At 39.0% G+C, this 14,087-nt stretch carries 11 protein-coding genes and 1 other annotated feature; of the genes, 1 reads left to right on the forward strand and 10 read right to left on the reverse strand.

What is annotated here, in order from left to right; genetic code table 11:
- Position 1 precedes the first annotated feature (1 nt).
- Positions 2-4,594: a glutamate synthase large subunit gene (gene gltB, locus LMOATCC19117_RS08875; RefSeq protein ID WP_003734645.1), complete on the reverse strand. Its 4,593-nt coding sequence runs from the start codon at positions 4,592-4,594 to the stop codon at positions 2-4.
- 192 nt (positions 4,595-4,786) lie between these two features.
- Here gltB and LMOATCC19117_RS08880 point away from each other — a divergent pair, with 192 nt between their 5' ends.
- The gene (locus LMOATCC19117_RS08880) at positions 4,787-5,674 is read left to right on the forward strand and encodes a LysR family transcriptional regulator (RefSeq protein WP_003722212.1); all 888 of its coding nucleotides are present in this window, start codon (positions 4,787-4,789) and stop codon (positions 5,672-5,674) included.
- Here the strand turns inward: LMOATCC19117_RS08880 and LMOATCC19117_RS08885 are convergent.
- The 9 genes from LMOATCC19117_RS08885 to LMOATCC19117_RS08925 all read right to left on the reverse strand — a co-directional run bounded on the left by LMOATCC19117_RS08885 (position 5,671) and on the right by LMOATCC19117_RS08925 (position 14,079).
- Positions 5,671-6,189 carry a GNAT family N-acetyltransferase gene (locus LMOATCC19117_RS08885; protein ID WP_003725515.1) on the reverse strand — a complete coding sequence of 173 codons (519 nt, stop codon included), beginning with the start codon at positions 6,187-6,189 and terminating at the stop codon, positions 5,671-5,673. The two genes, LMOATCC19117_RS08880 and LMOATCC19117_RS08885, sit on opposite strands and share 4 nt — an antisense overlap.
- A gap of 2 nt (positions 6,190-6,191) precedes the next feature.
- A complete protein-coding gene (locus tag LMOATCC19117_RS08890; RefSeq protein WP_003725516.1) occupies positions 6,192-7,298 on the reverse strand; it encodes an iron-containing alcohol dehydrogenase family protein in 1,107 nt (368 codons plus the stop codon).
- Between the two features lie 91 nt (positions 7,299-7,389).
- On the reverse strand, positions 7,390-8,205 hold the full coding sequence (locus LMOATCC19117_RS08895; RefSeq protein ID WP_003734644.1) for an amino acid ABC transporter substrate-binding protein: 816 nt from the start codon (positions 8,203-8,205) through the stop codon (positions 7,390-7,392).
- 1 nt (position 8,206) lies between these two features.
- Positions 8,207-8,854: an amino acid ABC transporter ATP-binding protein gene (locus LMOATCC19117_RS08900; protein WP_003725518.1), complete on the reverse strand. Its 648-nt coding sequence runs from the start codon at positions 8,852-8,854 to the stop codon at positions 8,207-8,209.
- 10 nt (positions 8,855-8,864) lie between these two features.
- Entirely contained in the window at positions 8,865-9,506 is a 642-nt protein-coding gene (locus tag LMOATCC19117_RS08905; RefSeq protein WP_003742371.1) for an amino acid ABC transporter permease, read from the reverse strand.
- Between the two features lie 57 nt (positions 9,507-9,563).
- Positions 9,564-9,804 (reverse strand) — a binding site (T-box leader).
- A gap of 99 nt (positions 9,805-9,903) precedes the next feature.
- Complete coding sequence (locus LMOATCC19117_RS08910) at positions 9,904-10,944, reverse strand: sensor histidine kinase (protein ID WP_003725519.1); 1,041 nt, start codon at positions 10,942-10,944, stop codon at positions 9,904-9,906.
- A 21-nt stretch (positions 10,945-10,965) separates the two neighbouring features.
- Positions 10,966-12,708, reverse strand: a complete 1,743-nt coding sequence (ade, locus tag LMOATCC19117_RS08915) for an adenine deaminase (protein ID WP_072219513.1) — start codon at positions 12,706-12,708, stop codon at positions 10,966-10,968.
- Between the two features lie 16 nt (positions 12,709-12,724).
- Positions 12,725-13,183, reverse strand: coding sequence for a hypothetical protein (locus LMOATCC19117_RS08920; protein WP_003725521.1), 459 nt, complete (start codon positions 13,181-13,183; stop codon positions 12,725-12,727).
- A 20-nt stretch (positions 13,184-13,203) separates the two neighbouring features.
- Positions 13,204-14,079 carry an SDR family oxidoreductase gene (locus LMOATCC19117_RS08925; protein ID WP_003725522.1) on the reverse strand — a complete coding sequence of 292 codons (876 nt, stop codon included), beginning with the start codon at positions 14,077-14,079 and terminating at the stop codon, positions 13,204-13,206.
- Between the last annotated feature and the right edge of the window lie 8 nt (positions 14,080-14,087).

A 14,087-nucleotide genomic window follows, 5' to 3' on the forward strand; every position in this document is an offset into this window, starting at 1 on the left:
TCTATTTCGCCACTCCGGCAACTAATTTTCCGTCTTTATGTTCATAAAAAGCTTGTAATTCAGCTTCATCATGTGTTTTTCCAGTTTGTTCAAGCGTCGTGATTCTCGTCAGCATCATTTCATATTCATTTGGAATGACGAAAATAAAATTCGCTTTCTCTGCTTCCCAATTTTGCAGAATATTTTTAGCAAAATTGCTTCCTGTAAGGTTTGCGTGTTGTTCAATCAGCTGTTTTAATTTAGTTAATTCGGAAGTATTTAAAGTAGAACGGCTGTTTACGAGTTCATGATTGATTTTGGCTGTCGTCGCTTGTTTATTGTTTGTATAAAGATAAGCAACTCCACCAGACATTCCAGCCGCAAAGTTCTCACCAATTTCACCGAGAACAACTACTGCACCGCCTGTCATATATTCACAACCATTGTCACCGATGCCTTCCACAACAGCTGTCGCACCACTATTCCGAACAGCGAAACGTGCACCTGCTTTTCCGTGCATATAGGCATAACCACCAGTTGCACCGTAAAGCGTTACATTCCCGACAATCGCGGAATCATGCGGTTTAATAGGTGTTTTAGCATCTGGACTAACAATCAATTTGCCACCAGAAAGTCCTTTTCCGAAGTAATCATTGGCGTCACCGTGAATTCGGAGCGTCATGCCAAGTGGCGTATAAGCACCGAAGCTTTGTCCAGCTGAACCAACAAAATCAAGTGAAATGGTATCTTCCGGTAATCCTTCTGCACCATATTTTTTGCTAATAAAGGAGCCAGCAATCGTTCCAATCGCGCGGTCAACATTTCGTACAGCGAAAGTTCCAGTTACTTTTTCACCGTTTTCTAGTGCCGGCTGAATTAATGGCACAAGTTCGCGCATATCAAGCGTTTGGTCGATTTTGTGGTCTTGTTGTTTTGTGCAATATTGGACTTGGTTTTTATAAAAATCATCACTATAAAGCATATTCGAAAAGTCGATATATTTTGCTTTCCAATGTGCTTCTTTTTTCTCGTGAGTAGTTAAAAATTCTTTATGTCCAATGATTTCTGTTAAACTTCTAAAGCCAAGTTCCGCCATCATTTCGCGCATTTCAGCAACGATAAAATGGAAGAAGTTCACAACATAATCTGCCGAACCACTGAATTTTTTCCGCAGCTCAGGATTTTGTGTCGCTACACCTACTGGACATGTATCCAAGTGACAAACCCGCATCATGACGCAACCAAGTGTTACGAGTGGTGCCGTTGCAAAACCAAATTCTTCCGCGCCGAGCATAGCGGCAACCAGAACGTCTTTTCCTGTCATTAGTTTGCCATCTGTTTCGACAACGACTTTGTTTCTAAGTCCATTTAGCAAGAGCGTTTGGTGTGTTTCAGCTAAGCCGATTTCCCACGGCACTCCCGCGTGACGGATACTTGTTCTTGCCGCCGCACCAGTTCCGCCTTCATAACCGCTTACTAAAATAACGTCGGCATTCCCCTTCGCTACGCCAGCAGCAATCGTACCAATACCAGTTTTCGAAACTAGTTTCACATTGATACGTGCATTTTGATTTGCATTTTTTAAATCGAAAATCAATTGAGACAAATCTTCAATCGAGTAAATATCATGATGTGGCGGTGGTGAAATCAATCCTACACCAGTTGTTGAACCACGCGTTTTCGAAATCCATGGATAGACTTTATTTCCAGGCAAGTGTCCACCTTCACCAGGTTTCGCTCCTTGAGCCATCTTGATTTGCAGTTCCTCTGCATTGACCAAGTAATGGCTTGTTACACCAAAACGACCAGATGCAATTTGTTTGATAGCACTTCTACGCCAATCGCCATTTTCGTCCGGGGTAAATCGGTTCGGGTTTTCGCCGCCTTCCCCACTATTACTTTTCCCGCCGATACGGTTCATTGCGATAGCAAGCGCTTCATGAGCTTCTTGACTAATCGAACCATAAGACATCGCGCCAGACTTAAATCGTTTAAAAATGGCTTCGGCCGGCTCTACTTCGTCCAGTGGAATCGGCTTGCGATCACTTGTAAAAGTGAGTAATCCTCTTAAAAAGGCATTATTTTGATTTTGCATTAAATCTGAATAAAGATTATACGTTTCACGGTCATTTTCTCGAGTAGCTTGTTGCAAAGAATGAATCGCTAGTGGATTGTAGACATGATATTCTCCGTTTGAGCGCCACTGATATTCCCCGCCTGTATTAAGCGTGAAACTCTGGTAGCCGATATCATGATAGGCTTCGCGATGACGGAGCCAAGCTTCTTGCGCGATAACTTCCAGTGGAATCCCGCCAATTTGCGAGGCTGTTCCCGGGAAATAATGTTTAATTACATCATCACCAATACCGATTGCTTCAAAAATCTGGGCACCACGGTAACTTTGCACCGTAGATATCCCCATTTTGGACATGATTTTTAGAATTCCATCTGTAATTGCTTCAATATAACGACTTTCCGCCTCATCAAGTGTAAATCCTTTCATCCGTCCTTCTTTAATCAAGCCGTCAAACGTATCGATAGCAAGACTTGGAAATACCGCGTCTGCCCCGTAACCAATTAAGAGCGCACATTGATGGACATCTCTCGCTTCCGCTGTTTTCACAACAATACTCACTTGTGTACGCGTCCCAGCTTTAACTAAATGATGATGTAATCCACTGACAGCTAAGAGAGAAGGAATGCCAATCCAATCCGCATTTACCCCATCATCTGATAAAATGAGCAATTCTGCCCCAGCTGCGATTTTTTCATCTGCTTCTACAAATAATGATTCTAAGCGAGCTTCTAAACCATCTCTTTCCTCTGCCTTAAATAAAATTGGTAAAGTGACAGTCGGTTGGGCAAATTTTGTTTGTTGCTCAAGTGCCGCAAATTCTTTTCGAGATAAAATTGGTGTTTTCAGGCGAATCCGGTTAGCATTTTGAGCAGTTGGATTTAGAATATTACCTTCATCACCAAGTAGTGTCATCGCAGAAGTTACCGTTTCTTCGCGAATCCCATCAATCGGAGGGTTGGTTACTTGCGCAAAAAGTTGTTTAAAGTAATTAAATAACACTTGTGGTCGTTGGCTTAAAACAGCAAGTGGTGCGTCATAACCCATTGCGCCCATTGGATCTTTTTTCTCTGTTACCATCGGAATCAAAATTTTATTTAACTCATCTTGAGTGTAACCAAATGCGCGTTGTTTTTTAAAACGTTCTGATTTATCCATTGCTTCATAATGTAAATCGGCTGTTGCTAAATCGGCAATTTCTGTCATTTCTGCTTCCAACCATTCACGGTACGGTTTTTCCGTTGTTAGTTCTTCTTTTAATTCAGCATCCGTCACAATTCGTCCTTCTTCTAAATCAATTAACAACATCGTTCCCGCGCCAACCGTTTCTTTGCGAATAATTTCACTCGGATCCACTGGCACAACACCCGTTTCCGAAGAATAAATAATCGTATGGTCTTTCGTTTCATAATAACGCGCCGGACGTAAGCCATTTCTATCCAAAATCGTCCCAATAACTCGACCATTCGTAAAGGAAATGGATGTCGGCCCATCCCACGGCTCCATTAATGTACTATGATATTCGTAAAAAGCACGTTTCGGATCCGTCATATGCGGATTTTTATCCCATGGTTCTGGAATAAGCATCATTGCCGCATGAGGTAACGAACGGCCTGCCTGCACTAAAAATTCTAAGGCATTATCCAAAGTAGCCGAATCACTACCACTTTCGTCAATAATTGGTAGCAATTTGGCTAAATCTTCTCCAAGTAAATCAGATTCTGCTCTTTTTTCCCGAGCTTTCATCCAGTTGACATTACCACGTTGCGTATTAATTTCACCGTTATGAATTAAATATCGATACGGATGCGCCCGCTCCCAACTAGGAAAAGTATTCGTCGAAAAACGAGAATGCACTAGCGCAAAAGCCGATACATATGCTGGATCTGCTAAATCTAAATAGTATTGATTAATTTGTTCTGGTAGTAACATTCCTTTAAAAATAACCGTTCTTGTGGATAAACTTGGAACGTAGAAAGTCTCTGTAATTTGCTTAGAAGTCGCAGCAAATTTTTCGATTTGCTTTCTAATTAAATAAAGTGCTCGTTCAAACCCAGCTTCGTCTAACTTGGCATTTTTTTGAATGAATAGCTGATAAATCGCTGGTTCTGTTTTTCTTGCACCGGCACCCACCTTTGTTACATCAGTTGGTAATTTGCGCCAACCAAGGAATGTTTGACCTTCACTCGCAATCAGTTTTTCCGTTTCGGCCATTAAACATTCGCGTTCTGTTTTATTTTGAGGGAAATTAAACATCCCAACCGCATAATGATATTTTTCAGGCAAATTAATACCTAGTTTGCTACACTCGCGTCGGAAGAAAGAGTCTGAAATCTCAAGTAAAATACCAGCGCCATCACCCGTATCCCCACCAACTTCTCCACCGCGGTGCTTTAATTGACAAAGCATATGAATACCTTGTTCGACAATTTTATGAGAAGAAATCTTTTTAATATTTGCTACGAAGCCAATTCCACAAGCATCGTGCTCATTTTCTGGGTTGTATAGGCCGTGTTTTTTTGGTAAATTAGTTTGTTTCATCCTAGTTCCTCCTCTTCAAAAACCGAATCCTTCTAAGTCTTTCTGGTAATTATTTAAATTAACTGATAATTAACCAGCGATTCAGCTTACCTTACATTTCTTGTAGTATCTATTTTATTCCTTTTCATTTATCGAAACAATATATATAATAGAATAAAACAATCTCATTTCGAGAACAATTGGAGGTAAGAAATGGAACTACGACAATTAAAGTATTTTATGGAAGTAGCCCGTGTCGAGCATATGACCAAAGCTAGTGAGAATTTACACGTAGCCCAATCTGCCGTTAGTAGACAGATAACGAAACTCGAAGAAGAACTCGGCGTGCATTTATTTGACCGTGTTGGAAGAAATATGCAACTCACCAGCGTTGGTCAAGATTTCTTAAAACAAGCAGCAATCGCCTTAAATGAACTACAAAAAGCCGAAGCACTCGTGACCGAATATACTGATCCCGCAAAAGGAACTGTTCGCGTCGGCTTACCGAACTCCCTGTCTACCAAAGTGTTGCCATCCGTTATTTCGACCTTTCGGGAAAAATATCCGCAAATTACCTACCAGTTTATGGAAGGCACCAATGAAGAACTTACCGAGATGCTCTTAAGCGGCGTCCTTGATATGACTTTTTTATCGCCCGTCCCAGAATCTAGCGAACAAATTGAAGCCATTCGTTTTTTTGATGAAAAATTGAAGCTAATTGTCCCTAAAACCCATCCACTTGCTGAAAACTTCACCGTTTCACTAAAAGAGCTCGCTTCCGAAAAGTTCGTACTTTATCCAGAAGACTTTGATTTATATAAAATCGTAACAAAAGCTGCCAATAAAAAAGGATTTGAGCCACAAATAGCATTTCAAAGTAGAGATTTTTATACAATTCAAGGACTTGTCGGAGCAGGTCTTGGTATTAGCATTTTGCCAGAAATGATTTTAGATGGAGCGATTTTTAAGGAAACGAAAAGTATCGCTTTGCGTGATAAAGAATTGCGGCGTTCGGTCGGGATTATTACGACAAAAAAACGGAACCTATCCCCTTCCGAGAATTTGTTCCGTTCGTTTATTATTTCGTTCTTTTCGAATTAATTATTTTCAGAAAATGCAGCTGGATAATGGATAGTTCCAGCTAAATTTTCTAAACTACCATCATATAATTCTAATAACATAAAGTATTCAGCAGGCACATCAAATGGCGCAGGAATAGCAAACTGCTCAGAAGGAATAAAGCCAAATCGCGGATAATAATCAGCATGTCCAAGCACAGCAATGGCCGGATATGCTTTTTCGCGTGATAAACGGATTCCTTCTTCCATTAATCTCGAGCCAACTCGCGTCCCTTGATACGCAGGTAAAACAGCAAGTGGCGCAAGTGCTAAAATAAATCTGCTTCGTCCGGCTGCTTCAAGCGAAATCTCACTAAACATAATGTACCCAACAATAAGTCCATCCTCCGCTTCTGCGACAAGGGATAAACCTGGTTGATAATAATCGGATGTCCGGATACTTTCAATCAAGTCTGCTTCCACAGTACCCTTAAAAGCTTCCTCATTCACACGACGAATGGCCTCGTAATCTTGTGGTTGTTCTTTCCGAATAATCATTTTTACTTAGCCACTCGTTTCATTGCCATACTATCTTCTAACTGTTTCATCGCATTTAATACTACATCAGCTGTCATTTCACCGGGCATCATATGGATTGTTTCATGTGGCTCCGTTGCACGTTTAGATACGGCCACAAGCGTTTCTTCCGCAAGTGTCGCAAGTCCCATATCATATAAACTCATCGGAAGACCGAGCTCAGAATAAAATGGCAACAAACGCTCGATTTCATCCCATCTATTTTCTATTACTAATTGAACTAAAATACCATAAGCTACTTTATTACCATGCAATAAGTGATGTGTTTCTGGAACCATCGTTAGCGCGTCATGAATCGAATGCGCTCCTGCACAACGTCCATAATCATCGCCAAAACCACCGACCATTCCACCAACTAAAATATTCGTCTCAATAATTTTAACAAACGCTTCATTCAATACTTGTTTGTCCATGGCAGCAAGTGCTTCTTCGCTATATTGCAACAAGTTATCACGGCACATTTTGGCAGCAAAATGCGCGATTTCAATTTCGACTGATTTAGTTGGTAAGGAATTAATAATCACGTCTGCTTCGTACCATTTGGCTAACGTATCGCCAATTCCAGCAACTAGTAACTCTTTCGGTGAGTCTAAAATCATTTCCGGATCAATTAATAACAGCGCATTACTACTCGCAAACACATCGTAACGAATCATAGCGCCCTCTTCGTCGTACATCACACTAAGTGGCGTATAAGCGGCACAAGTTGATGCAAGTGTCGGTAAGATAATGACTGGTAAACGTAGAACTGCTGCTGTCGCTTTACATACGTCAGCTATTTTTCCGCCACCTACTGCGATAATCGCATCCATCTTATTTGTTTCCATGATTGCCACCAGACGATCGCGCTCCTCGTAGGTAGAACCACCATTATATACTTCAAAAGTAGATGTAACAGTTGATAAAACAGGGAATTTCTTTTTAGCGACTTCCCAAGAAGCATTTCCACGAACTACTAATACATTTTTCAAACCGCGGCGTTCTAGGTGAGTAGGTAATGTATCCCACGCGCCTACTTGGCATAAATATTCTTGCGGAGCTCCGCGAACAATCAATTCTTTATTCAACAAAAATCATCCCTTCTGTCTGGCACGGTCGGATATTCGGCTGCGACATTTATAATTCAAATTGTATAGGAACTTAAACCTACTGTCAATCGCACTATTGCTTAGCGATTTCGTCATCACCGAACCATTTTTTACTAATTTCTTGCATTTTTCCTTCTTTGTATAATTTTTCAAAAGCTTCATTGATTTTTGTTTGCAGTTCTTTATCACTTTTGCGCATTCCTACAGCAAAATCTGTGGCATCAAAACCGCCTGTTATAGTGTTGTAATCGTCTTTATTTTTTTGTTTATCAATGTAATAACGCGCGTACACTTCATCAATGATTAAACCATCGATTCGTTTGTTATTCAAATCAATAAAAGCTGTATCAAACGTATCGTATAATTCTGGTTCGTTATTATTTATAATGTCTGTTAGCACTTCTGGTTTTTTCGCCATGTCATCGATCGAACTTGCCCCATTTTGTGCTCCGAGCGTTTTATTCTTCATGTCGCTAAATTGATTAATATTGCTTGATTTTAAAGTGACTAATACTTGTTCATTTTTCATGTAAGGCTGACTAAAAGCGACTTGTTTTTTCCTCGCATCCGTCACAGTATATCCATTCCAAATTAAATCAATCGAGCCGTTTTTCAGTTCAGATTCTTTCATCGTCCAGTCAATCGGTGTGAATTTTGCTTTAATGCCATATTCTGCAAATACAGCTTTCGCCAAATCAATATCAAAGCCAACTAAGTTATCGTCTTTATCACGAAATCCCATCGGTACAAAACTATCATCTAAACCAATTACAACTTCTTTATCTTTTTTAATTCTACTCCACTGGTCCTCTTTAGATTCACCGCTGGAACAAGCTCCCAGCGCTAACATTACCATTAACATTACAGTTATTAATAATCCTTTTTTCATGTTAGATTGCCTCCTTTTTTAATGGTTCTACTTCCATCATTTGATCCGCTACTTTTTCGGCAAAAGTGTGATCATGTGTAACGATAATTTGCGTAATACCAACCTTTTTCAAACTTAAAATTAATGCTGCAACATGATCGCGCAAGTCAGGATCTAAAGCGGATGTCGGTTCATCAAATAGCAGCACTTTGGGATTCATCGCAAGCGCTCTGGCAATCGCGACCCGTTGTTTTTGTCCGCCTGATAATTGGTACGGCATACTATTTGCTTTATCGGCTAAATCAAGTAAGCCAAGTAATCGTTCTGCTTCTTTAACGGCATCTGCTTTCTTTGTTTTTCGAGCAAGGGTCGGTGCTAAAATCAAGTTATCTAAAACACTTAAATGCGGAAATAAGTGGAATTCTTGGAAAACAACACCAATCGTATTTTCCACATCTTTTCTCGACATTGGATCAATTTTTTCCTCGTCAATAAAAATTTCACCTGTATCCATTTTTTCCAGTCCACTAATACAGCGCAGTAAAGTTGTTTTCCCACCACCTGATGGACCAACAATTGAGAGAATTTCACCATCTTGAAGAGAAATATTCACATTATCTAAAATTGTTTTTTGATCAAATTTTTTCGATAGATTCTTAATTTCTAACATTTTCTTCACCTCATTTATAATAACTAAAACGTTTTTCGAGTTGTTTAAATAATATGGTTAGAATAGCCGTTAAAGCTAAGTAGATTGCAGCTACTAATACGAGTGGAATCAGTGTAACATCCCTACTCATAGCAATTTTCCCGGCTCTTAGTAAGTCGCCAATTCCAAGAATATATACTAAAGAAGAGTCTTTTACTAAGTTAATAACTTCATTCCCAATTGCTGGTAAGACACGTTTGACAACTTGTGGTAAGACAATTTTCCGCAGTGTCTGGCCGTAAGTAAGACCTAAAACCTTGGCGCTCTCATATTGCCCATTTTCGATGGAAAGAAATCCCCCGCGGAAAATCTCTGCAAAATAAGCTGCATAATTTAAAATAAAAGCAATAAAAACGGCATCCATTCGGTCAAAAACAACCCCGATAATCGGTAAGCCATAATAAATAAAAATTAATTGTAAAAGTAATGGCGTGCCTCGCATAATCCAAATGTAAATATTTAAAATAAATTTAAGTGGGGCTATTTTGCTAATATTTCCGACTGCCACAACCGCCCCGAGTGGTATCGAACAAACTAACGTAACTGCAAAAACGAGCAGTGTTGTTTTTGCCCCATCAAGTAATGCTGGTAAAATCTCCATGATATAATCCATCATTCTTCGCTCCTTTTTTAACATAAAAAAATCCCGTCGCACTTGGCGCTAATTGGCCAAGAGGACGAGAATAATATTCACGTGGTTCCACCTCAATTTGCTGATACTTCGCAGTACCAACCTCTGTTAGTTCGAGACTAACAAGCTATAACGGGCTTAACCCGAGTTCACCTACTCACTTATGCTTCAGCAAACCAGCTCCGAGATGTGTTCGATAACGCTATCTTTATCCTTTCACACCAACCAAGGACTCTCTTTTAAAGAATTACGCTCTACTTGTTCTGTTCGACGCTTTTACTTCTTCTTGCTAATACTCTACCACGATAAAGCGATAGAGTCAACCATTTTATTTACAAAAAAAGTGATACGCCAATCATAATTGGTGTACCACTTTTTATTAATCTTTGGCAATCAGTAAGTAATCATCTTTCTGTTCAAAGTAGATTTTCACTTCTGTTCCTACGCCGCTTTCAGATTGAATACAAATTTCGTGACCTAGTTTCTTTGCCATTTGTTTAGCTAGGTATAAACCCATACCCGTAGCTTTTTTCTCTTGTCTACCAATATTACCCGTGAAACCTTGCTCGAACACACGTGGCAAATCTTCTTCCTTAATTCCACGTCCATTGTCTTTTATGTGTAGCACTTTCTTCTCAGATGCTTCTGTATCACACCAAATTTTTACTTCGCCACTGCTTTTTGTGTATTTGAGTGCATTGGACAAGATTTGATCCAAAATAAAACCAAGCCACTTGCTATCCGTACGCACATCCATGTCCACATTTTGCAAATCCAACTTCATTTTCTTCCCAATGAAAAGTTTAGAATGCCGTTTGACTGATTCGCGCACTACTACTCCAAGATTTTGCTCCTGAATAAAATAGTCTTTTGAGAAAGTATCTAGACGTGAAAAATAAAGTGCCTGCATAACTAATTTATCTATTGTTGTTAATTCTTCATCGATTTGTTTGAAAATCGTTTCTGTATCATTTAAATCAGGATTGTTAATTAACATTTTACTTGCAACAACCGGGGTTTTCACTTCATGTACCCAATATAAAATAAAATCATGATATTCTTGCTGTTTATCTTGTAGCTTACTAATAGTTCGTAATTCTTCTTTATGTTTTTTTGCCATTAGTTGATTAAAAAAGGCTTGTTCGCGAGTACGTGGTTTTGGTAGTAATTCAATGATATTCTCTTCAATCTCTCCGCTAACAAGTTCCTTCATTTCACGCCAATAATTATATTTAAAGAAATAGCCCAGCACGAGATAGGAAAGCAAGAAGACTAAAACAAAAACATACAAATAAATGAAATTTCCAAGCGTTAATTTACTGTTCGGATCGATCGAAATCAACACGCCTACAAAAAACATAATACTACAAAAAAACAATAAGAAAAATCGCTTATCTTTTATATAACTCCACCAATTCATGGCGCACCTCCTCGCTACTAATTAGTTTACTTCATTTGAAATAATTTGAAACGTAGCAAAATCAAACAACCCTTGATCGGTTAATTTTAATTCTGGAATCACTGGTAATGTTAAGAATGACAATGTTAAAAATGGATCAAAACCATCAGCCGTACTAATCTGTTTAAAGGCATTTAAAAGACCCGCTAAATCGTTTTCCACTTCTTCGTATGATTTATCACTAAGCAATCCAGCGATTGGAAGGGCTAAATCATGAAGTACCTGACCAGCTCCATTTACTACAGCAATACCGCCACCTGTTTGAGTAATATGATCAATAGCCGCTTTCATTGCTTCATCACTAATGCCAACAGCAACAATATTATGAGAATCGTGCGCGACAGTCGTAGCAATTGCGCCTTCTGTTAAACCAAAGCCTTTTACAATGCCTAATCCAACACAACCAGTATCATGGTGACGCTCTACAACTGCCATTTTGAGTAAATCGTTTTCCACGGTTGGAACAAACTTACCGTCTTGAATAGCCACTTGTTCGATACGTTTTTCTGTAAATAAACTATTGGGTTGCATCCCGATTACATAACACGTTTCTTTGGTCAAAGGTAATGCTAAATCTTGTAAACTCACATGATGATTAATTGGTGGAGATACAAATGGTACTGCCGCTTGTTGCTTAAATGCAGCTTCGTGACGAACACCATTATCCACGACTACTTCTCCATTTTTCAAAACTTTGCTAATTTCTACTGTTTCTATATCTGTTAGAAAAACAATATCTGCTTGGTATCCTGCAGCAACTGCACCAAGGTATGGCAAATTATGACAATTAGCTGCATTAATAGTTGCCATTTGGATAGCGGTAATTGGGTCTATTCCATTTTTGATAGCCAGTCTAATGTTAAAGTTAATTGATCCTTCCGTAATTAAATCATTAATTAGTTTATCATCTGTGCAAAAGCAAAAACGATGGCTATTTTTTTCAGATACTGCAGGAATTGTTTGAAGTAAATCACGGCCTACAGTTCCCTCGCGTAGCATAACAAACATTCCGGCACGTAAGCGGTCTGTTGCTTCCTTAGCAGTAGTACTTTCATGATCTGTCCGAATACCAACAGCCAAATAATTATTCAAATCAGCGCTCGTTAAGCCAGCTCCATGTCCATCAATTCGTCCGCCTTCTTTTTTAGCATCGATAATTTTGGTTAAAATATCCGAACTTCCTTTTGCTACAGATGGAAAATCCATCACTTCTGCAAGGCCGATTACTTTTTCATGTCTATAAAGCGGATGGAGTTTCTCAGCATGTAATGTTTCGCCATTATGTTCGCCTTCCGTTGCAGGAACAGAAGATGGGAGCATGACAAACATGTCTATTGGTACTCCTTTGGCATCTTCTAGCATGAATTCAATTCCTTTTTCTCCAGCCACATTGGCAATTTCATGCGGGTCTGTAACAATCGTTGTAACACCATTTGGGAGTAAGACACGGGCAAACTCAGCAGGTGTGACCATCGCACTCTCCACGTGGACATGTGCATCAATAAAACCAGGTGCAATGAAGGCACCAGCAGCATCTATTATCTTTTCTGCATCTGGAAAATTGCCAATACCAGCAATATAACCATTTTTGATGGCAATATCTCCGTCCATTATTTCTCCTGAAAACACATTTATTATTCGTCCATTTTTTATTACTAAATCTGCTTTTGCTCGTCCATCACTTACTGCAACTCGTTCTTGCAGCTGTTCTAAATTCTCCACCAAAACTCGCCTCCGTCAATTAAGCTTCAAAAAAACCTTCATCAAGCAAATAACCTTCTGCGCTTTCAAGGGTTGGGAAAACTGCTTCCAAGTTCTCCCCCGTATAAATAACCCACATTTTATTTTCATACACTAGTGAAAGTTTTTCGCCACTATTGTCTTGATATATTTTAGTTAGACCTTCTTTATAGCCATCCTCGTCACTATCCATGAATTCTTTTGCTTCTAATAGTAATACGCGGATTTCATTTTCAGAGTAATCTTTTACATTCACATAGCCTTGTTTGTCGAGTGGCTCTACCTCTAGAAATGGTGCATAAACAAAAGCATTACCGTTTGGATGAAGATGTTTGACGATGATTTTCTTGTCTCTTTTACTTGCTGGATAGTGTACATTAATACGGCCCATAGAAATTTCGTGTAATTCAAAGCCGTCGATAGATTCTATTAATGCTTTTTTTTCTTCAAAGTTTAACATAGTATTATTTTTCCCCCAAATTAATTTTCTTTTAAAATAGCTGTCACTAAAGCTGGTAACCATACTTTTAAATCATTAAACACAAAACCAGCTTCGGTAGCTTTCGTATTATCTAAATAATAGGTTTTTTCAATGCCAAACGGAGAATCATCGACGTCATCCGTCACCTCTTCAACTAGTGCTAATTTCCCGATTTTTTCTTCAAGCATTTTGATGAAACCATTTAATGCGTATGTGCCATTGGAGGTAGCGTTTACCGGTCCTGTCAGATCCGATTCCACACCAACCCACTCTAAAAAATGCGCCGCTTCATCAGAAGTAATAAAGCCAATCTCAGCTTGTCCATTACTAATCCCAATTTCTTGGTGGTTTTTAATATGATTAATATGAAAGTGAAGGCGTTTTGTGTAATCGTCAAGTCCAAGCACGATTGGAAAACGAACTGCAACTACTGGAAAAGAAGCTTTTTGGAAAAATACGGCTTCAGCAAGTCGTTTCCCTTCACCGTAATCAAAATCTTCTTTATCTCCAATAACAATTTCATAATGCTCTGGATTAAAGTCAGCTTCAACTAAAGCTCGACCTTTTTGACTATAAACAGAGAGTGATGATGTATATATGTATCGTTTTACCTTGCCTTTAAATGCATCTACGGCATAAAGTGCTTCTTTCGGAGAGAAACATATATTATCGTAAATAACATCCCAGTCTTCTTTTGCTAATTGGAATAAAGCATCTCTTGATTCTCGATTTAAAATAACCCGTTTGACAGTATCACCAAAATTATCTTCTGTTTTGCCCCTTGTCCCAATGGTGACCTCATGTCCTTCTGAAACAAGTCTTTCCACTAATTTCTTGCCAAAAAAACGAGTACCACCGAATACTAAAATTTTCATTTAGACTC

The sequence above is a fragment of the Listeria monocytogenes ATCC 19117 genome (genome assembly GCF_000307025.1).
In the GTDB taxonomy this organism is placed as follows: Bacteria; Bacillota; Bacilli; order Lactobacillales; family Listeriaceae; genus Listeria; species Listeria monocytogenes_B.

What these genes read in the sequence shown, in the direction of transcription:
- gltB (WP_003734645.1), bottom strand. Translation starts at nt 4,594, where the DNA reads ATGAAACAAACTAATTTACCAAAAAAACACGGCCTATACAACCCAGAA.
- LMOATCC19117_RS08880 (WP_003722212.1), top strand. Translation starts at nt 4,787, where the DNA reads ATGGAACTACGACAATTAAAGTATTTTATGGAAGTAGCCCGTGTCGAG.
- LMOATCC19117_RS08885 (WP_003725515.1), bottom strand. Translation starts at nt 6,189, where the DNA reads ATGATTATTCGGAAAGAACAACCACAAGATTACGAGGCCATTCGTCGT.
- LMOATCC19117_RS08895 (WP_003734644.1), bottom strand. Translation starts at nt 8,205, where the DNA reads ATGAAAAAAGGATTATTAATAACTGTAATGTTAATGGTAATGTTAGCG.
- LMOATCC19117_RS08900 (WP_003725518.1), bottom strand. Translation starts at nt 8,854, where the DNA reads ATGTTAGAAATTAAGAATCTATCGAAAAAATTTGATCAAAAAACAATT.
- LMOATCC19117_RS08905 (WP_003742371.1), bottom strand. Translation starts at nt 9,506, where the DNA reads ATGGATTATATCATGGAGATTTTACCAGCATTACTTGATGGGGCAAAA.
- LMOATCC19117_RS08910 (WP_003725519.1), bottom strand. Translation starts at nt 10,944, where the DNA reads ATGAATTGGTGGAGTTATATAAAAGATAAGCGATTTTTCTTATTGTTT.
- LMOATCC19117_RS08920 (WP_003725521.1), bottom strand. Translation starts at nt 13,183, where the DNA reads ATGTTAAACTTTGAAGAAAAAAAAGCATTAATAGAATCTATCGACGGC.
- LMOATCC19117_RS08925 (WP_003725522.1), bottom strand. Translation starts at nt 14,079, where the DNA reads ATGAAAATTTTAGTATTCGGTGGTACTCGTTTTTTTGGCAAGAAATTA.